Origin of the sequence: Paenibacillus sp. D9 (genome assembly GCF_001188365.1) — a bacterium.
GTDB classification, from domain to species: Bacteria; Bacillota; Bacilli; order Paenibacillales; family Paenibacillaceae; genus Paenibacillus_O; species Paenibacillus_O humicus.
In genome coordinates this window covers 4,541,912-4,568,535 of record NZ_JZEJ01000001.1, presented here as the reverse complement: position 1 = coordinate 4,568,535, position 26,624 = coordinate 4,541,912, and the positions used below count along the sequence as shown (strand labels likewise).

Annotated in this window: 26 protein-coding genes; 8 read left to right on the top strand and 18 right to left on the bottom strand. The window is 59.9% G+C overall.

Annotated elements, in window-relative coordinates; genetic code table 11:
• Window positions 1-22: 22 nt before the first annotated feature.
• Window positions 23-1,438 (bottom strand): FAD-linked oxidase C-terminal domain-containing protein, encoded by a 1,416-nt coding sequence (locus VE23_RS20515; RefSeq protein ID WP_048746076.1) that lies wholly within the window; start codon window positions 1,436-1,438, stop codon window positions 23-25.
• A gap of 160 nt (window positions 1,439-1,598) precedes the next feature.
• Between VE23_RS20515 and VE23_RS20510 the strand changes: the two genes are divergently transcribed.
• A complete protein-coding gene (locus VE23_RS20510) occupies window positions 1,599-2,309 on the top strand; it encodes a FadR/GntR family transcriptional regulator (protein ID WP_048746043.1) in 711 nt (236 codons plus the stop codon).
• Window positions 2,310-2,855: 546 nt separating this feature from the next.
• Here VE23_RS20510 and VE23_RS27665 read toward each other — a convergent pair.
• The gene (locus VE23_RS27665) at window positions 2,856-3,122 is read right to left on the bottom strand and encodes an ATP-binding cassette domain-containing protein (RefSeq protein WP_021880997.1); all 267 of its coding nucleotides are present in this window, start codon (window positions 3,120-3,122) and stop codon (window positions 2,856-2,858) included.
• A gap of 265 nt (window positions 3,123-3,387) precedes the next feature.
• On the opposite strand from VE23_RS27665, the gene VE23_RS20505 reads away from it, so the two are divergent.
• Together VE23_RS20505 and VE23_RS20500 are read left to right on the top strand one after the other, a co-directional pair.
• Window positions 3,388-3,846, top strand: coding sequence for an RrF2 family transcriptional regulator (locus VE23_RS20505; protein ID WP_048746041.1), 459 nt, complete (start codon window positions 3,388-3,390; stop codon window positions 3,844-3,846).
• Window positions 3,847-4,151: 305 nt separating this feature from the next.
• Window positions 4,152-5,066: an NAD(P)/FAD-dependent oxidoreductase gene (locus VE23_RS20500; RefSeq protein WP_048746074.1), complete on the top strand. Its 915-nt coding sequence runs from the start codon at window positions 4,152-4,154 to the stop codon at window positions 5,064-5,066.
• Between the two features lie 138 nt (window positions 5,067-5,204).
• On the opposite strand, the gene VE23_RS20495 is transcribed toward VE23_RS20500, so the two are convergent.
• From VE23_RS20495 to VE23_RS20480, 4 genes are all read right to left on the bottom strand, one after another.
• A complete protein-coding gene (locus VE23_RS20495; protein WP_021881720.1) occupies window positions 5,205-6,182 on the bottom strand; it encodes a ring-cleaving dioxygenase in 978 nt (325 codons plus the stop codon).
• 93 nt (window positions 6,183-6,275) lie between these two features.
• Entirely contained in the window at window positions 6,276-6,890 is a 615-nt protein-coding gene (locus VE23_RS20490; protein ID WP_198156234.1) for an alpha/beta hydrolase, read from the bottom strand.
• Window positions 6,891-6,898: 8 nt separating this feature from the next.
• Window positions 6,899-7,843, bottom strand: a complete 945-nt coding sequence (locus VE23_RS20485; RefSeq protein WP_021881722.1) for a ring-cleaving dioxygenase — start codon at window positions 7,841-7,843, stop codon at window positions 6,899-6,901.
• A 95-nt stretch (window positions 7,844-7,938) separates the two neighbouring features.
• Window positions 7,939-8,391: a MarR family winged helix-turn-helix transcriptional regulator gene (locus tag VE23_RS20480; protein WP_174806384.1), complete on the bottom strand. Its 453-nt coding sequence runs from the start codon at window positions 8,389-8,391 to the stop codon at window positions 7,939-7,941.
• 1,059 nt (window positions 8,392-9,450) lie between these two features.
• Here VE23_RS20480 and VE23_RS26080 point away from each other — a divergent pair.
• Window positions 9,451-9,597: a hypothetical protein gene (locus VE23_RS26080; RefSeq protein ID WP_157054011.1), complete on the top strand. Its 147-nt coding sequence runs from the start codon at window positions 9,451-9,453 to the stop codon at window positions 9,595-9,597.
• A 3-nt stretch (window positions 9,598-9,600) separates the two neighbouring features.
• On the opposite strand, the gene VE23_RS20475 is transcribed toward VE23_RS26080, so the two are convergent.
• A complete protein-coding gene (locus VE23_RS20475; RefSeq protein WP_083436388.1) occupies window positions 9,601-10,581 on the bottom strand; it encodes a C40 family peptidase in 981 nt (326 codons plus the stop codon).
• Between the two features lie 254 nt (window positions 10,582-10,835).
• On the opposite strand from VE23_RS20475, the gene VE23_RS20470 reads away from it, so the two are divergent.
• Both VE23_RS20470 and VE23_RS20465 read left to right on the top strand, forming a co-directional pair.
• Complete coding sequence (locus VE23_RS20470; protein WP_021881717.1) at window positions 10,836-11,210, top strand: VOC family protein; 375 nt, start codon at window positions 10,836-10,838, stop codon at window positions 11,208-11,210.
• Window positions 11,211-11,347: 137 nt separating this feature from the next.
• A complete protein-coding gene (locus VE23_RS20465; protein ID WP_021881716.1) occupies window positions 11,348-11,533 on the top strand; it encodes a hypothetical protein in 186 nt (61 codons plus the stop codon).
• A gap of 136 nt (window positions 11,534-11,669) precedes the next feature.
• Here VE23_RS20465 and VE23_RS20460 read toward each other — a convergent pair whose 3' ends face one another.
• From VE23_RS20460 to VE23_RS20440, 4 genes are all read right to left on the bottom strand, one after another.
• The gene (locus VE23_RS20460) at window positions 11,670-13,211 is read right to left on the bottom strand and encodes a solute symporter family protein (protein ID WP_021881715.1); all 1,542 of its coding nucleotides are present in this window, start codon (window positions 13,209-13,211) and stop codon (window positions 11,670-11,672) included.
• The gene (locus tag VE23_RS20455) at window positions 13,208-13,549 is read right to left on the bottom strand and encodes a DUF485 domain-containing protein (protein WP_021881714.1); all 342 of its coding nucleotides are present in this window, start codon (window positions 13,547-13,549) and stop codon (window positions 13,208-13,210) included. The genes VE23_RS20460 and VE23_RS20455 overlap by 4 nt, the downstream gene beginning before the upstream one ends.
• Window positions 13,550-13,875: 326 nt before the next feature.
• Window positions 13,876-14,862, bottom strand: coding sequence for a LytR/AlgR family response regulator transcription factor (locus VE23_RS20445; protein WP_049868939.1), 987 nt, complete (start codon window positions 14,860-14,862; stop codon window positions 13,876-13,878).
• A complete protein-coding gene (locus VE23_RS20440; RefSeq protein WP_049868938.1) occupies window positions 14,859-16,688 on the bottom strand; it encodes a LytS/YhcK type 5TM receptor domain-containing protein in 1,830 nt (609 codons plus the stop codon). The genes VE23_RS20445 and VE23_RS20440 overlap by 4 nt, the downstream gene beginning before the upstream one ends.
• 236 nt (window positions 16,689-16,924) lie before the next feature.
• Here VE23_RS20440 and VE23_RS20435 point away from each other — a divergent pair, with 236 nt between their 5' ends.
• On the top strand, window positions 16,925-17,332 hold the full coding sequence (locus VE23_RS20435) for a VOC family protein (protein ID WP_049868936.1): 408 nt from the start codon (window positions 16,925-16,927) through the stop codon (window positions 17,330-17,332).
• Between the two features lie 130 nt (window positions 17,333-17,462).
• On the opposite strand, the gene VE23_RS20430 is transcribed toward VE23_RS20435, so the two are convergent.
• The 4 genes from VE23_RS20430 to VE23_RS20420 form a co-directional block, all read right to left on the bottom strand.
• Window positions 17,463-17,858 carry an MmcQ/YjbR family DNA-binding protein gene (locus VE23_RS20430; protein WP_049868935.1) on the bottom strand — a complete coding sequence of 132 codons (396 nt, stop codon included), beginning with the start codon at window positions 17,856-17,858 and terminating at the stop codon, window positions 17,463-17,465.
• 34 nt (window positions 17,859-17,892) lie between these two features.
• Entirely contained in the window at window positions 17,893-18,036 is a 144-nt protein-coding gene (locus VE23_RS26685; protein WP_232317004.1) for a hypothetical protein, read from the bottom strand.
• 192 nt (window positions 18,037-18,228) lie between these two features.
• Entirely contained in the window at window positions 18,229-21,660 is a 3,432-nt protein-coding gene (locus VE23_RS20425) for an OmpL47-type beta-barrel domain-containing protein (protein WP_232317080.1), read from the bottom strand.
• Window positions 21,661-21,950: 290 nt separating this feature from the next.
• A complete protein-coding gene (locus tag VE23_RS20420) occupies window positions 21,951-22,334 on the bottom strand; it encodes a VOC family protein (protein WP_232317079.1) in 384 nt (127 codons plus the stop codon).
• Window positions 22,335-22,594: 260 nt separating this feature from the next.
• Between VE23_RS20420 and VE23_RS20415 the strand changes: the two genes are divergently transcribed.
• A complete protein-coding gene (locus tag VE23_RS20415) occupies window positions 22,595-23,035 on the top strand; it encodes a VOC family protein (protein ID WP_049868931.1) in 441 nt (146 codons plus the stop codon).
• 139 nt (window positions 23,036-23,174) lie between these two features.
• Here the strand turns inward: VE23_RS20415 and VE23_RS20410 are convergent, their stop codons facing one another.
• From VE23_RS20410 to VE23_RS20400, 3 genes are all read right to left on the bottom strand, one after another.
• Window positions 23,175-23,462 (bottom strand): hypothetical protein, encoded by a 288-nt coding sequence (locus VE23_RS20410; protein WP_127509221.1) that lies wholly within the window; start codon window positions 23,460-23,462, stop codon window positions 23,175-23,177.
• Window positions 23,463-23,751: 289 nt separating this feature from the next.
• Window positions 23,752-24,516: an SDR family oxidoreductase gene (locus VE23_RS20405; protein ID WP_049868929.1), complete on the bottom strand. Its 765-nt coding sequence runs from the start codon at window positions 24,514-24,516 to the stop codon at window positions 23,752-23,754.
• Between the two features lie 295 nt (window positions 24,517-24,811).
• A partial coding sequence (locus VE23_RS20400; RefSeq protein WP_157054093.1) for an ABC transporter ATP-binding protein occupies window positions 24,812-26,624 on the bottom strand: 1,813 nt, incomplete at its 5' end.

Genomic DNA, 26,624 nt, shown 5'->3' with positions numbered 1-26,624 from the left:
TCCGAGGCCTCCATGGATTCCATCAGCCACGGTCGATCACCACCCTTTTGCGAGTTTCTCCGGCGAACATCTTGCCGGGATTGAGCAGATGATGCGGGTCGAACGCATCCTTGATGCCTTTCATGACGGCGATGCCGCTCGCCCCGACCTTCCATTCCAGGAACGGCGCCTTCACGGCCCCGACCCCATGCTCGCCGGTAATGGTGCCGCCAAGCTCGATGGCCGCTTCAAATATTTCCGCGAAAGCCTGTTCGACCCGGTGGACCTCCTCCGTGTCCCTGGCGTCGGTCGTTGCGGTCGGGTGAAGATTGCCGTCTCCCGCATGCCCGAAGGTTGCGATGGACACGCCGTACTTGTCCGCGATCTCCCGGATGCGCAGCACCATGTCCGCGATGCGGGAGCGGGGAACGGTCGCATCCTCGAGAATCGTCGTCGGACGCAGCCTTGCCAGCGCCGTGAACGCGCTGCGCCTTGCCGCAACTAGCTTTTCCGCCTCCTCGCGAGTCTGGGCGACTTCGACCCGGTCGGCCTTCTCGGCTTCGCAGATGAGCCTTATGGCTTCCATATCCCGCTCGACCGCCTCGGGATCGCCGTCCTGCTCGATCAGCAGAATCGCTTCCATATCCCGCGGCAATCCCAGATGGGCGAAATCGTCGACGACCCGGATCGTCGGGTTGTCGAGAATTTCCAGCGTTGCCGGGATGATCTTATTCTCGATGATCCGAGAGACGGTCCGGGCTGCGCCGTACAGGTCCTTGTACATCGCGAGCATCGTCTTTTTGCCGGCGGGCGGAGGCACGAGCTTCAAGGTCGCTTCCGTAATGATGGCCAGCGTGCCCTCCGAGCCGACGAGCAGCTTCGTCAAATCGTAGCCGGCCACATCCTTCATGAGCTTGCCGCCGGTGCGAAGAATTTCTCCATTGGCCAGGACCGCTTCGAGACCGAGCACGTAATCCTTGGTCGTTCCGTATTTCAGCCCGCGCAGGCCGCCCGAGCACTCGCTGATGTTGCCGCCGATCGTCGAGATCTTCATGCTGCTCGGATCCGGCGGGTAGAACAGCCCGAGCGATTCGATATGCTCGGTGAACGCGGCGGTGATCATGCCCGGCTGCACCGTTGCCGTCAGATTGTCCATGTCGACCTCCAGCAGCCGGTTCATCCGGTGCATGACCATGACGATGCCGCCCTGCAAGGGGACCGTGCCTCCGCACAGGTTGGAGCCCGAGCCTCGAGACACGACCGGTACGCGGTACTCTGCAAGAACCTTCATGATCCCGGACACCTGAGCGGTCGAGTCCGGATAAATGACGCCGTCCGGCAAGCTCTGGAGCATGGGCGTGCCGTCATAGGAATGAGCGACTCTCGCCTCCGGATCGTCCCTGAAATGCTTCTCTCCTACGATATCCCGCAGCCGTCTCGCCATGGCCGGATCCAGCATGATCATTTCCCCTTCCCATCTGTAGAAAGCTTACGTTCACCCGCGCAGACATACGGATATGCCCTTTAGATCATCAGGTCATCTGATGACTTTGGAACTCATTATATGCTATACTGATTTCATTGTATAGAATGTTTTTGGGATGCCACGGGAGGTCGCGATGAAAATCACCCAAGCCAAAGGCCATGAGCTTGTAGCCGAACATATGCTGGAACAGATCCGCTCGGGCGCCTGGGAGCCCGGACAGCGGCTGCCCTCCGTCGTGGAGCTGGCGGAATCGTACGGCGTCGGCCGTTCCACGGTCCGCGAGGCGGCCAGCGCGCTCAAGGCGACCGGCTGGCTGGATGTGCGCCAGGGCGGCGGCACTTTCGTCAAGTCGGTATTACCCAGTGATCCCAAGCAAGGCGCGGACCAGATGTTCCACAATGCGGGCTCCTTGACCGAGCTGCTGGAAGTTCGCAAGGTGCTGGAGATCGGGGCTGTGTCGCTCGCCTCCGCAAGGCGCGCGCCGGACGATTTGGCGCGGCTGCGCGAGATTCTCGCATCGATGGAGAGCAGCCTCGAGGCCGGCGACACCGAGGCCGGCGAGCGCGCCGACACCGAGTTCCACATGGCGATCGTAGCCGCCTCGGGCAATACCCTGCTCGCGCAGATGATGGAATCCCTCGCCGAGCGCTTCGCGTCTTCCATTTCCCAAACCCGCGAGCTGTGGTTCTACCGCGAGAGGGGCACCGCCCAGCGGCTGCTCGGCGAGCACCGGCGCATCTATGATGCCATAGAGGCCGGAGACGCCAAGCTTGCGGAGCATGTGCTCGGCGAGCATCTGAACAAGGTCATCGATGTGCTGAAGGGCATCAAGGGCCGGCTTTGAGACTCTCGGCTCGGACATAGACTTTTCTGGCAGCAAATAGGGAATCAGCAGCTTTGCAATTCTGGCAGCTCGAGCCAGCAGCTTTGCAGCTATGGCAGCTTGAGCCCCTATTTCTCTGAAGCTGATCGGCGCGAACCGCCTGTTGCCGCTGCGGCTCGTCCGATTCCTCCCATCTACTTATAAGACACTGTCTGGCGCAGACCTCTCTGCCTATTGCCTCTGCGGCTCGTCCGATCCTGCAAATCAACAATAGACTCGCATCCCATCGGCTAGAAAGAATAAAACGGCACCCTTATACAGCTGCTATCGGACATACGATCCGTTATTTGGCCGCTGTAAAGCCAATTTCACCTTTATCGGACATACGTTCCGTTATTTGGCCGCTGTAAAGCCAATTTCACCTTTATCGGACATACGTTCCGTTATTCCACTCCGCATTATTTTTATCTCAATAAAAATTCACAAATAACGGATCCTATGTCCGATAATCAACCAATTCCTATGAATTCCCTCAAATAGCGGATCCTATGTCCGATACACCTGTTGTCAGAGGCGATTGTAGAACAAATTGAATTGCTGGAACTCGAAGCCGATCCGACGCCTGCGGAAGACGGTCCTTTCCTCTTCCTCCATGTCGAACAGGAATTTCGCCTCCGCGATGACTTGTCCTCCAGAAGGAATGTCCAAGCCCCCGAGCATGCGAAGCAGTGTCGACTTGCCGCTGCCGGATCTCCCGACAAGCCGACAATGGCGACGACTCCCCCTCGGCCGCTTCCATGGAAACTCCGTCCGGCGCCCCTGATTGGGCTCCACCCCGTATATTTTCTTCAGTTCGATCTTGTTCTGAGCTGTGCCATCTTCTATTCACTCCAATAGGATGAAATCAAATCCCCCCGATGATAGCCCTCTCTTCTTACATTCTCGTGACAGCACATCCGCCCGCGGCAGAAACGGAGGACCGTCCGTTGCTGATCGCCGGGCCTATTCGTATAGTCCGCTTGCATCCGGAACGGCCTTGCCCTATTATAGACATAAGATATCCATAATAATGAACGCTTCACGCAAGGAGACACCGCGCATGCAATTTTCCAAAAGCACAGGATACGCCCTTCACACTCTCATCCACTTGGCCCAGGCGGAACGCGGCCGGTATGTAGGAATCAAGGAGCTGGCTTCCAAGCAAGGATTGCCGGAGAGCTATTTGTCCAAGATCATGTCCAAGCTTCGTCAGGACGGCATCGTCCGCGCCGTTACGGGAGCAAGCGGCGGCTACGAGCTCGCGCGCCCCGGGAGCGAGATTACGTTCTACGATGTCATCTCCGTGGTGGAGGGGCGGCAGCAGATGTATGAATGCCATGCCGCCAACGAGCATCAGCACGAGCTGTTTGCCGAAGCCGACGCCTCCGGATGCGAGTGCCTGGTAAAAAAGGTCATGGACGGCGCCGAGCGCCAGATGCTGGACTATCTGAAGCAGCATACGATCCAGGGAGTTCTGGATGCGGCCTCCTTCTCTTGCAGCCCAGAGCACCGTGCCTGAACAAGCATGCGGCATCATGAAGATATGGGATTGGCAGGCGTCGAACCGGCCGGGGTGAAAAAGCTGCAAACTGCGGGGACCGGGCTGCAGGTGCAGAAGCGGCGGGCTGCGAGTGAAGAGAGCTGCAAACTGCGGGGACCAGGCTGCTGAGGCTGCAAACTGCGGGGACCAGGCTGCAGGTGCTGAGGCTGCGGGCTTCGAGGGCCGGGCTGCAGGTTCAGAGGCTGCGGGGACCGGGCATCAAGCCGAGAGGCTTCTTGCGCCGTTATTATGGATATAAAAGATCCAGAAAGGTTGGGATGAACATGGCAGAACGATTGGACAGCATCATTATCGGAGGCGGGCCGGCAGGCATGAGCGCCGCTCTCGTCCTGGGCAGAGCCCGCAGAAATGTGCTCGTGATCGACGAGGAGCGCCCGCGCAACCGGGTCACCCATGCAACCCACGGATTTTTGACTCGCGACGGCATCAGTCCCGGGGAGTTCAGAAGGGTCGCAAGGGAGCAGATCGCAGCTTACCCGTCGGTCCGCTTCATCCGCGATCAAGCGGTTGAGATTGCGGGAAGCGACGGCGACTTCCGGTTGACGACTCTTAGCGGCGAGAGCTACCGGAGCAAAAAGCTGCTGTTCGCCTCAGGCAAGAAGGATCTGCCTATGAATATTCCCGGGCTTGAAGATGTGTACGGCCGCAGCGCTTTCGTCTGCCCCTTTTGCGACGGCTGGGAGCTGCGGGACAAACCGCTCGCGCTGATCGTCAATGGCCCTCACGCGCTCCACTTCGCCAAGCTTGTGTCGGGCTGGTCGCGTCATATCGCCATCTGCACGAATGGACCGGATGAACAGGTCGATGAACAGCGGGAGCAGCTGGCCGCGCGCGGAATTCCTTTGTATGCTTCCCCTATTAGGCAAATTGAATCCAGCGATGGCATCGTTACGAATGTCCTTCTGGAGGACGGCACCTCCGTGCCGTGCAGCGGAATCTTCTTCGCTTCCAAGCTCGCGCCGGGATCCGATCTGCCCGTCGCGCTCGGCTGCATCAACAACGATCAGGGAGTGCTGGACGTGGACGCACGGGGCAAAACAAACATCCCGGGCGTATTCGGGGCCGGAGACGCGGCCACGCCGATGAATCAAGCTATTGTCGCCGCCTCGATGGGCTCTGTCGCAGCCGCAGGCATCGTGTCCGAGCTCGCAGAAGAGGATTGGACTAACCGGATTTAAGCGAGCCTGCCGGCTCGTCTGCGCCGCTTATCGGCAAAAATCGGGGAAAAGGAACAACCCGCGTCGCCGGACAATGCCAAAAAGGGTTCCCGGGCAGAAATCTGCTCTTGGGAACCCTAATCTGTTTTTCCTTGCACATTACCGCTTCGTATCGATCGGCTTCAAATTCGCCTCGATCTGCTCCCGCCGCCCCTCGAGAAACGGCGGCAGCGCCAGCGTTTCGCCGAGCTCGGACAGCTCCTCGTCGGTATCGAAGCCCGGTCCGTCCGTCGCCAGCTCGAACAGGATTCCGTTCGGCTCCCGGAAGTAGAGCGAGCGGAAGTAGAAGCGGTCCACGAAGCCGGAGTTCGGGAAGCCGGCGCTCTGGATGCGGCCCACCCAGGCCCGCAGCTCCTCCTCGTCCTCGACGCGGAAAGCGACATGGTGGACGCCGCCGCGGCCAAGCCGCTCGGGCTCCAGATCATAGCGCTCCTCCACATGCACCTCCGCCCCGCTGCCGCCCTCGCCCGTCTCCAGCACGATGACGTCTGGCTGGCCTTCCTCGTAAGCAGGGAAAGAGCCTTTGCGGCGGAAGCCCATCAGCTCCGTCAGCACGGCGACAGTCGGCTGCGCGTTGGCGACCGTGAGCTGTACCGGGCCGAGCCCGGTAATGCCGTATTCCTGCGGAACAGGGCTCAGCTCCCATGGCGTGCCTGCGGCGACTCCGGCTCCGTGCTCGTCGGAGACGAGCACCAGCCGCTGCCCTTCCGGGTCGCGGAATGCCAGCGTGGCGCGGCCGGCGCGATCCCGCACCTCGTCGCGGTCGACGCCATGCTCATCGAGGCGCTTCGCCCAGTACTCCAGCGCCTCGTCGCTGCGCACCCGCAACGACAAGGACGAGATGCTGCTTGTGCCGGGACGGTTCCTGCCTGCCATCGGCATCTCGAAGAACGTCAGCTCCGTTCCCGGATTTCCCTTTTCATCCCCGTAGAACAGATGGTACATGCTGGTGTCGTCTTGATTGACGGTCTTCTTGACCAGCCTCATGCCAAGCACCCGAGTATAAAAATCATAGTTCAGCGACGCCTTGGCGGTAAAAGCGGAAAAATGATGTAGGCCTTTCAATGCTGCAGCCATCGTCGTTACCTCCTTCTATGGAAACCAAACCGATCCTCATCCGTTCGAACACCGAAAAGTATTCAGCCACATGAATAATTGATCTGCTCCAGCTCAGCCTTGGCGGAAATGCTTGGCGAACCATGCCGCCGCCGCTTCAACCTCGGTGCCCGTCAGCTGGTGGCCGTAATTCTCCCAGTGAAGGCCGACGTCGGCTCCGGCTTCCGCGAGCAGCGACTTCAGCTCCTCCGTTTCATGCGGCGGACAGATCCGGTCGTTCGTGCCGGCTCCGATGAACACCGGCAGCCCGTTCAGCTCCGGCAGCTTCAAACCTCGGCGCGGAACCATCGGATGATGGAGCGCCGCTCCGCGGAAGGAAACGGCCTCATGGAAGATCAGGCTGGCTGCGATGTTCGCTCCGTTGGAATAGCCCACGGCAATCATATTGGATCGGTCGAGTCCGTACTTGGCGGCTGCCTCGTCCAGGAAATCCCTCAGCTCGCCCGTGCGGCGCACAAGATCCTCCTCGTCGAAGATGCCCTCCGCCAGCCGCCGGAAGAAGCGGGGCATCCCGTTCTCCAGCACGCTGCCGCGAACCGACAGCACGGCCGACTCCGGAGAGATCAGCTCCGCCAGCGGCAGCAGATCATGCTCCGTGCCTCCTGTTCCATGGAACAATACCAGCGTCGGGGCGTCTTGGCTGCGGCCTTCCTTATAGAAATGGACCATGCTCATGATTATTCCTCCCCCAGGCTGCGAACCGTGATCGGCAGCAAGCCGGCTTCGATCTGCTCCCGGTGAGGCTCGTACCAGTCCGGCAGCATCAGCTTGGCGCCGAGCTGGTCCTCCGCCTCGTCCACCGCGAATCCCGGCGGATCGGTCGCGATCTCGAACAGGATGCCGCCGCTTTCCCTGAAGTACACCGCGTTGAAATACTGGCGGTCGATGACCGGCGTCGGCTGGAAGCCTCCGGCCGCCGCAGCCGCTCTCCACTGCTCGTGCTCGGCGAAGTCCTTCGCGCGCCAGGCGATATGATGCACCGTTCCCGCGCCGCCGCTGCCATATTCGACATCCTCGAGCGGCACGTCGACGACGTTGCCGAGCTCGCCTTCGCCGATGAAACGGGCGAAGCCGTCCGACTCGCCGGCAGCCTTGAGGCCGAGCGTGTCGGTCAGAGCCCGGCGCGTCGCGGCCGAATTCGTGCTGTACAGAAGCGCTCCGCCAAAGCCCTTTACGGCTTTGTCCGACGGCACGCCGCCAAAGCTCCAGCTGTTCTCGGCTCCTTGCTCGCGCTCGACGATTTCCAGCAGCATGCCTTCGCGGTCCGCGAATTGCAGCAGCTCTTCTCCGAAGCGGACGGCCTTCGCCGTCTCGACGCCGAAGCGGGTCAGCCGCTCTTCCCAGAACGCCATCGAGCCGGGAGGCACCGCCAAAGTCGTGATGCCGACCTGGCCGCCGCCGACGCGGCCTTTGCGCGAGCCCGGATGAGGGAAGAAGGTCAGGATCGTGCCGGGGCTGCCATGCTCGTCTCCGAAGTAGAGGTGGTACACTTCAGGAGCGTCGAAGTTGATCGTTTTCTTGACCATGCGAAGGCCGAGCACGCCGGCGTAGAAGTCTACGATTCCTTGCGGATCGGTAGCGAAAGCGGTGATATGGTGGATGCCCTTGGTTGCGAGTGTCATCGTAAGTTCCTCCCGATTATCTTAAAGTTAAAGTATTTGACCTGCGAAGGCTGTTTATTCACTGTGAAAGGCGATTTTCCGAAGGGGGCGGGATTCTATCCCTTCTCCGCCCCGCGTCCGAGCTTCTTCAGCAAAGATGCCGCCAGCTCCTTCTCCTCCGGATCGAGTCCGGCCGTCAACGAGTGGATCAGCGAGGCATGCTGAGGAAAAATGGAATCGAACAGCCGCCTTCCCTGCTCGGTCAGCTCGGCGAACGTCACTCTTCGGTCATCCTCGCATGGGATGCGCTTCAGCAGCTCCTTCTTCTCCAGCTTGTCGATGTTGTAGGTCACGCTGCCGCTCGTCACGAGAATTTTCTCCCCGATCTGCTGCAGAGGCACGCGCCCCTTCGTGTACAACACTTCCAGCACGGTGAATTCGGATGGCGACAAGCCGTATTTCTTCATATCCTTGATCGCCAGATCCATGATCGTCCGGTAGGCCTTGGACAGGACGACGAACAGCTTGAGCGATGCCGCCTGATCATCTGGTTCCCTCGTCGCTTCCATCATGTTCATCGCCCCTTAAATGTCTTTAATTTAATTATCTTTAATTAAAGATAAATCATTTCGAAGTCGTTGTCAACCGCTTTCCGCGGACTTATTTTGAACGACGCTTCAATCTCTTCTGCTCCCCAAACACATAGGCTGCTTCCGCCTGCACTTGGAATAGGGGAACGGCAATTCCCGAAGGATTTCATTGCGGAAATACACTCCGGCTGCAGGGGAAACCGTCCTTTGAAACAGCTCGTTATTGTCGGTTTGGCTGGCGAGACTAGAGCATGAATTTTCAAGGCCGATTAGATGGACGCGGAGGCGCTGGGCAATCCGGGCAATCGGACATAGGTTCCGTTATTACAACGAAATGACGGATTTTCGGTCATTATCGGACATAGGATCCGTTATTTGCGAATTTTTATTTGGATAGCGGTAGCTAAAGGGAGAATAACGGATCGTATGTCCGGTAGAAAGCCTATTGGCCGAGATTCGACGAAATAGCGGATCGTATGTCCGATAGCCATTTTTGCAACCTTTTGAAGCCATAATCCGCTTAAGTCCGAGCCTCATGAAGCTGGGAAAAAGGTACCGCAAGTCTTTTTCCGACTCAAAAAAGAGAAACCCGCTGAGATAGGCGTTTGGGCTTGTTTCAACCCCAATAAGAAAGCTGCGAGCCGCATGAGAGCATGAGCGAAGTGAAGGCCGTCAACAGGACAAATACCCGCAAGGCCTATTCAGCCGCCGGGACTGCCGAAGCAGCCGCCTGCCAGGCCCATCGACGACAAGGAAAATCCACGCCGATGTCGTTCAGTCCCATTGAAATCAAAAACAGCAAGACAGGCTTGAGGCCGATATCAAACCAAATTTGTTCGAACAAAAAAAAGGGAACCGCAGCGACAAAAGGCGCGGTTCCGTACTTGTGTTTAATACTTCAACCCTGTCGACGCTGCTTCACATGATATCCGCAGTGCTTCCGCATCCGAGCATGAAGCCAGGAAAGCCTGTTTATAGCCGGCTGTCTGTTGGCATCGGACGTTATTTCCCGTCCGCAATCGGAGCCTGACACGGACCGTGTCACGAAATCACCGCATGCGGCCTTCCCTGTTCCAGCTGCCTTACCTGTTCCAGCTGCCTTACCTGTTCCAGCGGCCTTACCTGTTCCAGCGGCCTTCTCTGTTCCAGCGGCCTTCCAGCGGCCCTCCTGTTCAGCGGCCCTGACGTCTAGCTGCTCAACACGCGCTTGCCGAACAGGAACCGACCTTTCCAATAGTCGTTGAAGTCGTCCACGACGACGCCCGGATCCCCGTAAGTTTGGACAATCTTCCCGTTGCCTGCATAGATGCCGACATGTCCGACCACCTTGTTGCTGTCGTAGCGCCCCGGCGTGTAAAAGAACATCAAGTCGCCGGGCTGAAGCTCGGACTCGCTGACGGTCCGCCCCATTTGGGATTGCTCCCGCGATGTGCGGGGCAGCTCGACGCCGAACTTGCCATAGACGTATTGGGTGAAGGAAGAGCAATCGAACTTCTTCGTAGAGGCATAGCTGCCCGCGCCGAAATCATACGGGGTGCCGAGGAAACGCTTGGCCAGCTTCAGCAGCTCCTGCGCGCTTCCCGTGGAGAACGGCAGCAGGGAGCCGCCGCTGCGGAGGCCGGTCGGATCCGTCATCTGCATGGTGATGCCTCTTTGCGTATTGGCCTTCGGAGAATCCTGAAGCGGAGCGACGGTCAGCTCCCTCGTCTTGGCGTTCCAGCGGACCGGCGTCTCGAGCAGCGTCGTCAGCGAATCCGATGAAATGCAGGGCTGGCCGCCGATCGAGCGCGGAGCATCCGGCAAATCGACCGTCCGGCTGCCGGATACCGCATTGACGTCGCCCATCCGAACCTTGTAGGCCGCGTCCGTATCTCCGATCGCATAACCGTCGCGCATGGAATGCACCTTCATGTTGACGGCGCGTGCGGCATGCTCCAGCGGAATCCATACCTTGCCGTCCGCTTCCGTCATCGGGACTTGGTAGACGCTTTGCTTGCCTACCTTGATCGTCCCGGCGCCCAGCTGCTGCTGCATGTTCTGCATGCGCATGTTCAAATCATTGTAAGGCCTCTCTCCTGCCGTGCCGCAGCCTCCTGCCAAGCTGGCCGCAGCGGCCAGCACGAAGGCCGGCTTCAAGCTTTTTCGCAGCCATTTTCTTTGTGCCATCATGTCCACTCCCTATGCTCTGGAATGCAGCCGCAGCTCCGACCGTCGATCCGGTCAACGCTGCGGCTCCGATCTGTTCTTAGAGTGGATTCGGGAGTTGGAATTATACGCAGAGAGATGGAATTTTTATGAAATAGAGGTAGACTAAATTTGAATGATAAAAAATGGTTTCACTATTTGAAGCTAAAACGCCCTACTCAAGCTGGATTCCCGCTTTCTCTTTCATTCCATTCCTTTGTTAAGGAGGCCAACCTTTCATGGGGTACTCATTTCACGGCATTGATCATGCGCAGCTTGCCGCTCCAGCCGGCAGAGAAGCCGAAGCACGCGCCTTTTACGGGGGTGTGCTGGGATGGCCCGAGCTGCCCAAGCCTGCTGCCCTGCAGAGCCGGGGCGGCGTCTGGTTTCAGTGCGGAACGCATCAGGTCCATATCGGCGTGCAAAAGGATTTCGTTCCCGCCGCGAAAGCCCATCCCGCCTTCGGCGTGAGCGGGCTGGATGCCTTGCGGCTTCGGTTGGAGGAAAGCGGAATCTCCGTCCAAGAGGACGAGATGCGCGCCGAAGAAGGAATCGGACGCTTCTATTGCAGCGATCCCTTCGGCAATCGGCTGGAGTTCATGGAAAGGCTCTGATTACCTTCTCCATCTCCGAACGGCTCTGCCTTCAAGCGGGAAGGTGCGGAGCGAAATTCGGGCTGGCTTGATATTTTCGGAAGCCGAAAACCGTCCTATCTAAAAAGAATCTTCATCAAGGATCGAGGTGAAAGCTCATGGGACTCCTGCTCCTCCTTTGCTTCACGGGAACGGCAGCAGGCACGGCGGCCGCGGCCAAGCTGCTCGGAAAGATTCCCGGAATCCCCAAAGCGGCTTCAATCGGCTTATCGATCGTGCTGTCAGGCGTCTTCTTTTGCAGCTGGCTGGCCAACTTCCTCCGCTCGTTTACGCCGATGCCTTAAGCTTCCGCCATTCCGCCATTCTCAAGCGAGGATGGATCTCTGCCTGATCATCTTCCAATCACATCCAGCCCGCGACTATGAAAAAGCCGCCTTCTCCATCGTTGATGGAGAAGGCGGCTTGCTTCGCGTTCCAAGCCTATGAGGTCGGAAGATCCGATATGCCCGTATTGGCTTTGACCAGCACCTCGTCGTACTTGGCTGCGTTCGTCTTGGACGAGAGGAACGTTCCGAGGAACGCGCCGATGAAGCCGAGCGGGATGGAGATGATGCCGGGGTTCGTCAGGTCGATGAGCGGTGTACCGACGAGAATGGCTTTGCCTGCGACGGGGTTCCAGACGTTCGGGCTGATCATGACGAGGAACAGGGCCGAGATCAGGCCGGTCAGCATGCCCGTTATGGCTCCCGCTGTATTGAACCGCTTCCAGAATACCGTGAACAGGATGACCGGCAGATTCGCGCTTGCCGCGACGGCGAAGGCCAGCGAGACGAGGAAGGCGACATTGAGCTTCTGGGCGAAGAGAGCCAGGACGATGGAGACGACCGCGACGCCGACGGAAGCCAGCTTGGCCATGCGCACCTGATCCTTTTCCTTGGCCTGGCCTTTGCGCAGGATATGATTGTAGAAGTCATGGGAGAAGGCCGAGGCGGCCGACAGGACCAGTCCGGCCACGACCGCCAGGATCGTAGCGAAGGCGACGGCGGATATGAAGGCGAACAGGAACTCTCCGCCGAGCGCCTTGGCCAGCAGCGGAGCGGCCATGTTGCCGGCGGCGTTGGCCTTCACGATCGTCTCCTCGCCGACGAAGGCGGCTGCGCCGAAGCCGAGGAACAGCGTCATGATGTAGAAGATGCCGATGATCCATGTCGCCGTCACGACGGATTTGCGAGCGGTCGGAGCGTCCTTGACCGTGAAGAAGCGGATCAGGATATGCGGCAGGCCGGCTGTGCCGAGCACAAGCGCCAGATTGAGCGAGATCGTGTCGAGGCCGTTCTTGAACTTGTTGCCGGGGTTCAGGAACGCCTCCTTCAGGCCTGTTGCGCTCTTCATCTCCGTGAACATGTGGCCGATGTTGAAGTCGAACTTGGCGAATACGATCAGGGAGATGATCAGCGTTCCCGCCATGAGCAGGACGCATTTGATAATCTGCACCCAGCTCGTCGCCGTCATGCCGCCGAAGACGACGTATACGGTCATCAGCACGCCGACGATCAGGACCGAGGTGGTGTAATCCAGGCTCGGAATCAGCAGGGCGATCAGGCCGCCGGCGCCTACGAGCTGGGCGATCATGTAGAAGATAGAGATGACGATGGAGTTCAGCGCCGCCACGCCGCGAATTTGCGGCTGATTGAAGCGCGCGGCGATCATGTCGGCCATCGTATAACGGCCCAGGTTGCGCAAAGGCTCCGCGACGAGATAGAGCACGACCAGATAGGCGACGAGGAAGCCGATGCTGTAGAAGAAGCCGTCGAAGCCGAACAGCGCGATCATGCCGGCGATGCCGAGGAAGGAAGCGGCCGACATGTAGTCGCCGGCGATGGCCAGTCCGTTCTGCCAGCCGGTCAAGCCGCCGCCGGCGGTGTAGAATTCGCTCGCGGTCTTCGATTTTTTGGAAGCGTAATAAGTGATGACCAGAGTGCCGAGAACAATGAGCAGGAACAGCAGGAACGCCGTGTTCATGAAGTTTTCCGCCCTTTCTCATGGGCCTGGCCGCTGCTCGCGACCTCGGCCTTGATGCCATCGACCATCTCGTCGAACTTGGCCGCCTTGCGGCTGTAGACGGTGCAAAGCGTCCAGGTCATGATGAACTGCGCCGTTCCGAGCAGCCATGCCCAGGAGACCGGTCCGAGCGCGGGCTCGTTGAGCACCTTGGAGTAGGAGGTCAGGATGGGCAGGGTAAAGTAGAAAGCGAGGAAAAAGAGGGTCATCGGGAGCAGGAATTGCTTTTTCTTCCGCAACAAGGCACGAAACGAATCCGAACGGGCTACGTCGCTGTAGGTCAGCGGAGCTTTGGCCACTTGGCATCCTCCTCTTATGAAAACGCTTTATTCCTACTATACACGCCAGCTCTCCGCCTCCGGAGCTTTGTGTCGCGAAATGTTGATTCCGCCTCCTGAATGGATGAAATGCGGTTGCGAACGGTCGGTTGCCGAAGTCAGTGGATAAGCGGCCGCAATCCCGCTCGGGCAGCCCGGAACGACGAACTCCATGGAATCGAACAAAAAGCTCCGCTTCCGATGCGGAAGCAGAGCGCAGGCCTTGCTGGAAGTCCCAACTCCGGCTCTCGCCGGCCGGCGCCGGCATGGAGCTTTTCCGCCGTTCCAGGCCCAATGCCGAGCTGCGATCATCCGCCTTCCTCCAGCAGCCGCAGCATTTCCTTGGCGGCGGAACGGGATACCGGGATGCGGATCTCCTCCGCATGCTTGAGCACCGCGTTGTAGGCTCCGTTGAACCAGGGCTGGATTTCCCGGATATAGTCCAGGTTGACGAGGTAGCTCCGGTGCGGCCGAAAAAAACCGGCACCGAGGCGCTCCTCCAGCTCCTGCAGCGTCTGGCGAGCGGTATACTCGTTCCCGTCCGCCATCCGGATCCGGGTCAGCTTCTCTTCCTTGACGGCGAACAGCAGGGAGCGGCCGTCGAGCACGACCATCTTCCCCCCGTCCTCGATCAGCAGACGGATCCGCCGCGAGGCAGCAGGACCAGAGGATGCCGGAAGCGGCATAGGCGCTGCGGATGCGGCAGTCCCGGCTGGCGTTCCTGCCCCGGCCTGCCCGCTCTCCGCCCCGGCGGAACCGGCGGCCGGACCCATTCCGCCATGCCTGGCGTCCTCACCAGCCGCAGGAAAAGCAGTTGCAGCCGCGGCCGGCTTCCTTCCCGAATCCGCAGCGGGAACGGCTGCATGTCCCGCTTCCGCCGCGGATGCGCCGGCCTCTCCCCCTCCCGCCGGCTGCTCAGTCATGCCCTTCTGCTTGCGCTCGCGCAGCCGCCGCAGCGCCTGCCGAAGCCTCTCCTCATCGTAGGGCTTCAACAAATAATCCACCGCCTCGACTCCGAACGCATCGACCGCATAGTGGTCGTATGCCGTCGTGAAGACGAAGAGCGGCGGATTGCCGGCCTCCATCAGGGCGCGAGCCGCTTGCAGGCCGGTCATTTCCGGCATTTCCACATCGAGGAAGACGGCATCCGGGCGCCGGGCAAGGACGGCCTCCATCGCTTCCTTGCCGCTGCAGGCCGGCTCCAGCAGCTCCAGATCAGGCTCCTTGGAAAGCATGTATACAAGCTCCTCGCGGGCCAGCCTCTCATCCTCGGCGATCAGCACGGTCAGCTTCATCCGATTCTCCTTTCCAGCGGCAAGCGGAAGGCCACCCGGCATCCGCCCGCAGGCAAATTCTCATAGACCAGGGCGGATTCGGCCCCGAAAAGCCGTATCAGCCTCTGATTCACGTTGTAGACGCCGAGGCCGTTGCCCCTCGGATCGGCGGTCTGCAAAGGGGCCGCGCCGAGCTTGGACAGCGCCGTCCTGTCGATGCCGCTGCCGTTGTCCTCCACGGCAATGGACAGGCAGCCCGGCTCCCGCCGAAGCGTCACCTTGACGATTCCGCCGCTTCTGACGCTGCGCAATCCGTGCTGGATGCTGTTCTCCACGAGCGGCTGCAGCGTCGAAGGCGGAATCTGGATTCCCGCCTCATCCGGACAGACGTCGCATTCCAGCCTCATCTGGTCCCCGAAGCGAACCCGCAATATATTAAGGTAGATTCCAAGCTGCTCGAGCTCCTGCTCCAGCGGAATCAGCGGCGATTGGGCGGTCCGCAGGCTCGCTCTCATGAATTGGGCCAGCTGATAGGTGAGCCCCTTGGCCGCTTCCGGCTGCGTGCGGATGAGCGTGACGATCGAATTCAGCGTGTTGAAGAGGAAATGGGGATGGATCTGCGCCTGCAGAGCACGCAGCTCCGCTTCCTTCGTCAGCACCTCCAGCTCTGCCGCCCGCGCCAGCGTCAGCTGGCTTGAGATCAGCCGGCTGAGTCCCGCGGCGAACTCCTCCTCCACCCTGCGGATGAGACGGCGGTTGCGGTAATACAGCTGCAGCATGCCGACCGTCCGCCCCGACTGCTGATAAGGAATCAGGATGACGGCGCCAGGCTCGCGGGCAGCGAGCCGCTTCAACCCGTCCTTGCGGAGGGAGCCCGGAATGACCGCTCTCCCGCGCTTCGATGCCAGCGCCCGCAAGGCGGATTCGTCCTCCTCCTGACGCAGCTCGGCGACGACCGTGCTCCCTGTGCGGACAGCCTGCACGCATAACGGCGAGCCGGTCGGATGCAGCGGCTCGAACCTGCGGGAGCCGGAACCGGTGTAAGCAAGAATCGAAGCCGTATCCGCCACGGCGACGGCATCGGCCGGCAGCGCCAGCGCAAGCACGCGGGCAGCGGCAGACGCCCTCTCCACCGTGAGCTCCTGCTCCAGATGAGGCAGCACCGTTCCCGCAACGGCGAGCGCGCGCTGCGTCTCCAGCGCGCCTGACCGCTCCTGCTCCTTCAGCGCGACCTGGATCATCGCGACGAAGAGGGCGATGCCAAGGCTGCTCGACAGCACCATCGGCATGCCGATGCTGTTGACGAGAGCGACCGCCTCGGGCGAGGAGGTCGTATAGATGAGGATGACGCCCATCTGCAGAATGGGTGCGAATACGCCGATGAAAAAGGCTTTTATCGGAGCGATGATCCTCTCTTCGTAGAAGAAACGGGCGACAAGTCCCGCCAGGAGGCCGATCAGCGGCGTGGAGACCAGGTAGGCGCCGCCAGCCAGCCCTCCGAGCGCCGCAGCATGCAGCCCGGCGATCAGCCCCGCTCCGGCGCCGACGTAGGCGCCGCCGAGCAGGCCGGCCAGCACGACCCCGATCAGAGCCGAGTGGGCCAGCAGCTGGCCGGGCTCAAGCCGGCTGATCCAGAAAGCGGCCTGCATGCCGTCCGTGCCGGCGACGACGCCGGAGTATGTGCCGGCAATGCCGATAAGTCCGAACATCAGCGTGAACAGCAGGCCTGTCCGGATCGTTACCGCTCGATCCAGCAGCATGCGGAAGAGCGGAAGCCGAGTCATGATGAACATGACGATCAGCAGCATGCCCATCCGCTCGATGAGCACCCGGGTATAGGGCTCCATGGCTCCACTCCTTCGCTCCGGCAAGTTTGACAGCGCTATCAAGAACAAAATGGGAGTTGAGTCCATTTTATCCCGCCCCGCAATTATTTGCCTAGTTATTTTGTGCATGGAGGTTGATGAACACAAAAAGTGGAATCCTATCTATAGCAATCCGTGAGAAGCCGGAACGAAGCCGTTCAGGTACACTGTATTCATGAGCAAAAAATCATGAGCGAAAACGAGAGAGGATGAGCAGAATGGCCAAGCTGTACCCTTACCTGCATTCGGAGGACGCGAGAGCGCAAGCGGAATTCTATACGGAGGCTCTTGGAGGCGAAATCCTGTCCGTCATGACTTACGGCGAGATGCCGGGCGCCAAGGACGAAAGCCTCAAGGACAAGGTGCTTCATCTGGCGCTCGTCGCCGCAGGCGTGACGATCTTCCTGTCGGACTCGTTCCGCCCCGTCCATCCCGGCACCAACCTCAATCTGTCGCTTGAATTTGCCGACGAGGAAGAGGCCCGCAAAGCCTTCGCCAATCTGGCGGAAGGCGGAACGATCGGACATCCGCTGGAACCGGCTTTCTGGGGAACTCTTTTCGGTCAAGTGACGGACAAATACGGCGTTCTCTGGATGATTACGACCGAGGCCTCTCAGGCAGGCTGATCCATGCGGAGCTTTTTTCTCCCTTAAAAAGCCCGGGATCCCCCCGGGCTTTTTCCGCTTGTGTCGGCCTATTGATTCTATGGATCGATTGCGAGGCTCCTATAAGCGAGGCTCCTATGAGGCCGGGTAGTCAGCTTTCCCGCCCGCCGCCCGGCATGTCCCGCTTCATGCTTCCGGCGAGCTCCGCCCGCACCCGCTTGGGGAGCTTGGCCACCACGAGCTGATAGCTTTCCTGCAGCATCTGCCGGACGGTATCGCCGGGAACTTTTCCATTGAGCACGACCGTGTTCCAGTGCCGCTTGTTCATATGGTATCCCGGAAGCACCGCATCCGGGTAGCTTTCCCGCTGCAGCCAGGCTTCTTCCGGATCGGTCTTCAGGTTCACGCTCTCCCATTCGGCATGCCGTCCGAAGAGGGCGAACATCTTGTCCTTCACGTACAGCACCTGCATATCAGGGTCGAAAGGGGTTTTCACGCTGGCTCCCGGGTAGCCGAGGCCAAGCTCGATCAGCTTTTCATGGTTCATTGCGTTTTCCTCCCCTGTCCAGTCGTTCTCGCGTTCATTCCCCTACGGTGGCTTCCGCCTCGATCTGTATCAGAAGCCGCGGATCGATCAGCGCCTTCACGACAACCATCGCCGCAGCCGGCTGCACGTTCCGGAAGAACTCCCCGTAGGCCGTTTGCTTCATTATACGCGCAGCCATGCTCCGCTCCAATCCCAGCGCCGGGTTAGCCCGGACTGCGCGGCGTGGCATGCCCGCCGTTGCCGCTGAGCACCGGAGTCCCCGGAGCTCCTGGGCGGAAGCAGCGCCCTCGGCTGGCCTCGGAACAAAAAAAGATCCCCGGAGGGATCTGGAGAAATTCTGTTGCATGAGAAGCCGGCCGAAGCGGCATCTTCACCTGTTGACCGTTACGGTAATCGTCTCGCTGGAAGCGGCTCCCGCTGCGTTGACGAACTCCGCCCGGTACACATATGTGCCTTTGGGACGTCCGGAAATGTCCGTGAAGGCCGACTGGGCCGCCGGCGTCGCCGCTTTCAGCGCCTGGGCATCGATCAGCGTGCCGTTCTCATACAGGCGGTACTCGGCTGCGTTCGTTCCCCACCACATGTTGGCGGTCACACGGTAGATTCCGTCGCCGTCCCAGTTGTCATGGGAGAGCACCGGCTTGCCGGGATTCGCGTCGGTCACCTGGACGGTCAGCGGAGCGCTGCGCGCCGTTCCCTTGGCATTGATCAGCTCGGCCGTATAGACATACGTGCCGTTGGACTTGCCGGCAATTTCCGTCGCCGCCGTCTGGGCGGATGGGGATGCATCCGTCAGCACGACAGTCCGGATCAGCTTGCCGTTCTCGTACAGCTTGTAAATGCTGCCGTTGTTGCCCCACCACATGTTCATCGTCACCTTGTAGCTGCCGTCGCGCAGCCCGTTGACATGCCCGTTGTTGTCGCTGAGCACGGGCGTTCCGGGTACTCCCTTGGCGGAAGCGGCGCCCTCGGTCACGTTGAAGGCGGTCGTCTGCTCCGCCGTATTGCCGGCGGCGTCCTTCACGATATAACGTACGGAATGCGCGCCAAGACCCAGATCGGCAGCGAGCAGCGGCGTCCCGCTGGCGAGCGCTTGTCCGTCCAGCAGCAGCTCGGAGGAGACGATGCCGGAGAGGGCATCCGAAGCCTGCAGCTCGAACTTCAGCGTATCCGTGAAGGCCGCATCGGCGACAGGGCCTCCCGATTGCGTCAGAACGGCGCTCGGCACGGTCTTGTCGAGGTGTACGGCCAGCTCTTGAGCCGCTTCCCTGTTGCCGGCGGCGTCGATGGAATAATAACGCAGTGTATTCGTGCCTTCGCTCGACAGAAGAACTGGAGCCGAATAGGTCGTCTCAGCGCCTCCGTTGAGGCTGTACAACGTCTTCAGGCTGCCGGGCCGGTCGTCCGCCGCTTCGAGAACGACCGTCACGTCTCCCTGATGCCAGCCTGCGGCATTGGGCTCGGCGGACAGCGAAGCCGTCGTCGCCGGCGCGGCCGTATCGGCCGGCAGGGCGATATCCTGAGGCCCGCGCAGCTTCAGCTGGTAGCTGCCCTTGAACACGGAGGAGATGCCCTGCAGCAGCACGCGGTCACCCTCATGGTACGGGAAGCTGTCCTGGCTCAGGCCGGTCCGGACATCAGCCCGCACGCGTACGGAAGCTCCGTCCTTCACGGCATCGAATTCAAACGAGCCCGTAGGGGCGGCGGCCGCCAGATTGGCGATTGTCGCTTCGCCGACAGCGATCAGAGTGCCCTGGTTGGCTGCCGTCACGGTGTCGGCCGCGGCGGCCGAAGGCAGCTCCTGCGTTCCTGTCTTTACGATGGAGTCGGGGTTGATCAGCTCCAGCTCGCTGTTGTAGACGGCCGTCTCCGCCGTCAGCTCCACGACGTCGCCGGCGTGAAAGCCGGGCTCGCTCTGGAACACGTAAATGCCTGCCGTCCCATCCTGCAAGTAGAAGGATTCTCCGCCGCCGTATATGCCCGGCTCGCTGACGATGACGCCTTCAACGGAAACGACGCTGCCGGATGGCAGCGTCCTTGCGTCCGACAGCGTTACTTTGGCCGGCTTGGGAGTCGGCGTAGCGGTCGGGGTTGGCGTCTTCGTCGGAGCCGGCGTCGCTGTCGGCGCCGGAGTCGGCGTCGGCAGCGGCTCGGGCTGGACATTCCCGAGCGTGACCGCGACGGTCTTGAGATTGGTGCTGTTCTGGCGCAAGCGCAGATTCGCCGCTCCTGTGGAGCCGGACTTGATGCGGACGCTGAGCACCTTGGTGGCGCTGCCCGCGCTGTCCGTCGTCAGGCTGAACGCGGAGCTGTATGCATACGCGCTCGGCCAGGTCCCGTCATCGTTCTGCACCTGGGCGATCTGCGTGCCGCTGGCCGTCAGATAGATGCCCAGCGAATAACCGCTTAGCGTGCTGCTCGGCGTCAGGCCGCTAGCGTTCACGCGGATCTGGAATTCGCTGCCGTTGTTTGGAAGCGTCGCCTGCGAGACGAAGTCGTAGCCGACCGTGCCGGGCGCCGGAGTAGGCGTAGGCGTCGTGCTCGGCGTCGGTGTCGGGGATACGGTCGACGTCGGCGTCGGCGTCGGGCTGCTCTTCACCCCGTAGGACCCTGCGCGGAACGTGGTGGAATCATACCATTTGTAGCCGGCGTTCGGAGCTGCCCATGGCTCGGCCTGCGGCTCCGTGGAGGTCGCCGGATTCTCGATGGCGAGCAGCGGCGTCGGGCTGTCCAGCTTCAGGCCGGATACCTGGGACAAGCTCGTATAGCTTTCGGAAGCGGCAAGCCAGTTCACGAGGTTGACGAGCAGCTTGCCGTCATCCACTTCCTTGAAGCCGTCGTAGGTCGTTTTCTTCGCTCCGGTATCCTCTCTCAGATACTTCGGCGTCGCATCCTCGACCGGCGAAGAGTCGCCGATGAACGCGGCTTTGCCCGCGCCTTTTTTGGAGACGGCCACATATGGGCCTTCTTCGATGCCTCCGCCGTTGTAGACGCCCTGGTCGACGGCGCTGCCCCACTTGGCGCTCGTTTTGGGCAGATAGACGATGCCTTTGGCTTTCTCCGGGTCAATGATCGCCAGCGTGGAGCCGGCATGCATCGCTACCGAGGATACTCCTTGGGTGATTCCGAACGCCTGGTCCGGCGCCACGATATTGTTCGCGTTGATATCTCCGAGCGCGTTGTAGCGGAAGCGCACGCCGAAGTTGTCCGCCAGCCAGTCGGAGCTCTGAACGCCCTGCATGGCCGGAGATGCGGCTTCCTCTGCGCTCATCCCCTTCGCAGGGTTGTCCCATGCTCCGCGGCGGTAGCCGTTGAACGATTCGCTGCCGTCCCAGCGGTTCTTGTTGCGGTCGGCATTGTAGTGGTCGCCGATGAAGAAGATGCTGCCGCCGTTCTGGACGTACTGGGCCATGGCCGCCTGCTCGCTCGTTTTGAACGGAACGTTGGCCTCGGCGGTAACAAAGACGTTATAAGGGCTTAAATCCGCCAGGGTAATCGGGGTGGACTTGCGGAGCTCCTGGACATCGAAGCCGGCTGTCGCGAGCGCGTTGCCGAAGTCCGAGAAGCCTCCGTCGATGACCCAGTCCGCCGCGCCGGCCGTCTGGGCATGCGTATTGTCGAACAAGACCTTCTTCCCTGCATTGCCGTTGACGACCTTGGCCTTGATGAACGGCGCTGGATCCGCGGGTCCCTCGGCATGCGCCTGGCCCCCGCCCCAAGCCGTCAGCTGGGTCGGCACCAGCACAGCGGCGGCAAGCGCCGCATGCAGCAATCTTCTCTTCCATACCGAATTCGTCCTCATCATTATCCCCTTTCCGGTTGAGCCGGAATATCCTGTTAATCTCCCGGCAGAAATAGAATATATCAGGAAAATGTTTTCGGATAGTCATTTGTCAGCTAAATTTTATTGTTACTCAGATAAATTTCTGTAAACATTTGAATAAGCATCGGTTTGCATGGCTCCATTTTCACCTTTATTGCGGACAGCAAAAAAACCGCTCTCCCGAGCGGTCCAGGCGTCCAGCGCAAATTTCATGAAGCGCAAACCAGATCCAGTTGTGCCAAATCAGACGCCGGCTCGCCTCGCCTCCGTCAGTCCGGGGCCACGACCTCGACCTTGATCCGGTCCGGGTCCTCGCAGAACAAGGCGTAATGCCCTTCTCCTCCGCCATAAGGATAGCGGTCTGAATAGAGCATGACCGTCCCCCGGGAAGCCAGTTCTGCCGCAAGGCAGTCGACCTGTTCGCGGGACGAGGCGTGGAAGGCCACATGGTTCATTCCTACCTTGCGCCTGTGGTAGGCCGGGTCGCGGTGCTTCTCCTCCACCTGCACCAGAACGAGGTAGAACCTGTCTTTTTTCCAGCTTCGTCCCTGCTTCCAGCGCTGATAGGGCTCGTAGCCCAGCTCTCCAAGCAGCCAGCCCCAAAATCCGGCCGAAGCCTCCAAATCGGATACATACAATTCCAAGTGATGCAGCATGGTCTCTCCCGGCTTTCTAGTAGGATTGGATAGGATCTGCCATGTCGGCCAAAGAGCCTGCCCTCATGACGCCGAATGCAAAAAAAGGCCGGCCGTCGCAGCCATGCCGGCATCCTGCTTGGAACGGCAAGGCCGGGCAACGCACCCGCAGCCGGACCCCACGGATTGCCGCCTGCGGAATCATAGCAATCCATGAGAAACAGCACCCTGGCAAAGAAGATATACTACAGTCAAATCCACTGATGAGGTGATCAAAGATGTCTCTTGCATCAAGCATGATCTTTGTCAATCTTCCCGTAAAGGACCTGGACAAGTCAATGGCATTCTTCCGTGAAGTCGGCTTCGCCTTCAACCTGGACATGACAAACAGCGACGCCGCCTGCATGATCGTAAGCGAGCAGATTTTCGTCATGCTGCTGACGGAGCCCTTCTTCGCCAAGTTCGTCAACAAAGAGATCGCGGATGCTTCCCGCACCGCAGAGGCGATCATCTCCATTACGGCGGACAGCCGGGCCAAGGTGGACGAGATCTACGAGACCGCCCTGAAAGCCGGCGCCAAAGCGACGGTCGATGCCTCCGATCACGGCTTCATGTATACCCGAAGCTTCGAGGATGTCGACGGCCATCTATGGGAAGTATTCCATATGGATATGGCCGCCATGGCTGAGCAGGGCCAGCAAGCCGAGCCGACTGCCTAAGCGAAGCATGGACCGCTGCTTGGAAAAAAGCAGCTGCAGGAATTTCAAACGAAAAATGATCAAGCTTTCTCTTCTCCGCATAAATAAAAAAGACGGTCCGGGACGTTCTCTTTTCCCGGGTCGTCTTTTCTGCGTTTGACTAAATGGATTGAATCGAATCCCGTTCCTCCAGCACCGGCCGGTATGCTTCCAGAACCGTCTTCGCTTCCTCTTCAGCTCCGAGCTTCATCGATTCGTCCAGGGCGTGAGCCAGCTCCATCTGCAGCTTGGCCACCTTGGTGACCCTTTGCGCTTCAAGCAGCTCAAGCAGATCCGGCATGATGTCCTCCGCCGTCACCGGCTCCGGCTTCCTGCCCAGCCTCTTCAGCCATAGGCTTCGGCCGTCGGTCATCAGAATACTATCGTCCAATAGTCTGTATTCACGCATCGCTGCTCGCCTCCTCTTTCTTCTTACCCATCCAACGACCGGTTTGCCGCAAAGGTTCCTATATTTTTCTATTTTTCCATTCTAAAGGCTGGATTCCCTCTTTCTCGTCTCATTTCCGTCTCATTTTCTTTTCTTTCTGCCGATCATTCCCTTTTCCGGCTCTCAGCCAAGCAAGAAAACACCCCCTCGCCGCAGTCATCGGCTTCACACTTAAGGTTCGTATCCTTTGTCTAGGGGGGCTTCTTGATTCCCATACGGCTTTAGGAAAAAGCTAGTTGTCGAGGATCCTTTACAAATGAGATCCGCCGCTTGCATCGATCCATTGACCGGTTACCCAACGGCTGTCCGATGAGGCGAGAAAGGCGGCGATATCCGCCACATCCTCCGGCTCCCCCCATCTGTTGAAGGTGGAGAGGCCAGCGGCGGATTTCTGTCCGAGGGGATCCTGCAAAGTGCCCGCATTCATTTCCGTATTTATAATGCCCTGCTGGATAGCGTTCACCGTAATATTGCGATGCCCCAGCTGCTTGGCCAAGACGCGGGTAAGCGTGTCGACTGCGCCCTTGGATACGCTGTAGGTGAAAACACTGGGAGAGGCTGCGCGTGTAACAAATGAAGAGAGATTGATGATGCGTCCTCCGTCTTTCAGGCGCAGCAATGCTTGCTGAGTCACAAACAGCGGAGCTTTGACATTGATGTTCATGACTTCATCAAACGATTGCTCCGTCGTTTCGTCTAGGGATACCATCTGGCCGATACCCGCATTATTGACAAGAATATCAAACCGATTATCGCCCGTACGTTTCCGCAGGGCCTCATCCGATTTCGCAAATAAGCCGTGAATGCCGTCAAGGGTGCTTAAGTCGGCGCCGATCGTAAATGCTTCGCCTGCATTTTGTACGATCTTATCCACGACTTCCTCCGCTTCATTGCGCCTCCTGCCGTAATGCACGGCAATGATTGCGCCCTCCTGCGCCAGACGCAACGCGATGCCGCGGCCGATTCCCCTGCTTGCGCCGGTTACCAAAGCGATCTTTCCTCTCAACCTGCTCATGCTTTCATCTCCTTATTTGGCTTGCCTGTTAAGTTATATCAGAGCGTAACGATTGCAATGTTGCTCTTTCATTCGGAAACAGCCTCAGCCGGTGCAGGGTCGCAACGCATAGTCTTAAACTAAAAATGAGCACCCGTTAGGGCACTCATTTTGGCGGAGCCGTCTTGTTTCAACCTATCCCTGAAGACGTCGATTGGTTAAATCCGCTGCTCCATCGCTTCGGTCGACGGGGGGCAAATTCAGCTTCTGGATCTGCGTGATTTTGCGTCATTTGAGCCTTGAGTTTCATGGCTAGTCAACGCTGCTGCAAGGCAGCCACAGGATCCTCCTGCGCGCCTCCCGGAATTCCCTTGCTGGAGCTGTACAGCTCGCTGTAGAAGCCGCCGCGGCGCAGCAGCTCCTCATGAGTGCCCTGTTCCTCCAGCCGTCCGTCCTTGAGCACCAGAATCTTGTCCGCGCTGCGGATCGTCCCAAGCCGGTGAGCGATGACGAAGCTTGTCCGGCCCTTCATGAGCCGCTGCAGCCCTTCTTGAATTTTGATCTCGGTCACCGTATCGATGCTGCTCGTCGCCTCGTCGAGAACAAGCATGGACGGGTTCGCGAGAATCGCCCTCGCGATGGCGAGCAGCTGCTTCTGCCCGCTGCTGATGCCGCTGCCATCCGCGCTCAGCATTTTGCCGTAGCCGTCCTTAAGCCGCATGATGAAGGAATGGGCGTTGGCCAGCTTGGCCGCCTCCTCCACCTCCTCGTCGGTCGCGCCAAGCCTTCCGTACCGGATGTTCTCCCGTATCGTTCCTTCGAACAGGAACGAGTCCTGCAGCACGAAAGCCATGCGGGAGCGCAGGCTGTCCCGGCGGATGCCGGCCAAATCCTTGCCGTCGAGCGTAATCCGGCCGGAGGTCGGCTCGTAGAAGCGCGAGAGCAGGCTGATGACCGTCGTTTTGCCCGCTCCCGTAGGACCTACAAGGGCGATCATCTCGCCGGGGCGGGCCTCAAAGTCGATGCCTGTCAACGTCTCGCGGCCTTCCTCGTAGTCGAAGGATACATGCTCGAAGCGCACCGCCCCTTCGACGTGATCCAGCCGCTCGGCCTTGCTGTACTCCCGCTCCTCCGGCTCCTCGTCGAGCACCTCGAAAACGCGCTCCGCGCCTGCGATCGCTGACAGCAGCGTATTCCACTGGTTCGCCAGGTCGTTGAGCGGACGGGTGAACTGACGCGCATACTCGGCGAACACGATGATCGTGCCGACCGTAATGGCGCCGCGCACGGCCAGAATCCCGCCGATTCCCGCCACGATCGCGAAGCTCAGGTTGTTCAGGCTGTTCATGACCTTGGGAATGAAGCCCGAGATCGTCTGTGCCCAGAACCCCGACAGCTGGATCCGCTCGTTGAGCTCGCGGAACGCATCCTTGACCTGCTCCTCGCGGGAGAAGGCCGTAATGACGCGCTGGCCGGATAGTGTCTCCTCGATATAGCCGTTCAGCTCGCCGAGATTGCGCTGGCGGGCCTTGAATAGCGGGCCGGTCCGCTTCGTAATCCATCGCATGCCGACCACCATCAGCGGCACGACGATGAAGGTCAGCAGCGTCAGCAGCGGACTGAGCCACAGCATGACGCTCACCGTTCCGACCAGCGTCAGCACGCTGGAGAAGATCTGGATCGCGGAGCTGTTGAGGGTGGAGCTGACATTTTCGATATCGTTCGTCAGGCGGCTCATGATTTCGCCCTGCTGACGCTTCCCGTAGAACGGAATGGGCAGCCGGTGCAGGTGGGCGAACAGGTCGCTGCGCAGCCGGTACACCGTCTCCTGGGCAATCGTGATCATCCACACATTATGGGTCCAGGACGTCACCGAAGAGAGCGCGTAGACGATGCCGAGCCCGGCGAGGAACAATCCCCATCCATCGGTCTGGCTGCCTTCCTTGAGATAAAGGTCGACGGCGCTCCCGATCATGTACGGACCGAGCAAGGCAAGCGCGGAGCTGACCGCGACGAGCACGAGCACGATCGTCAGCTTGACCTTGCGCTTCGCCAGATACCCCCACACCCGCCTCAGCGTGCCGGTCCAGTCCTTGGCTTTCGCCTTCGGCTTTCCGCCGCGGGGGGCC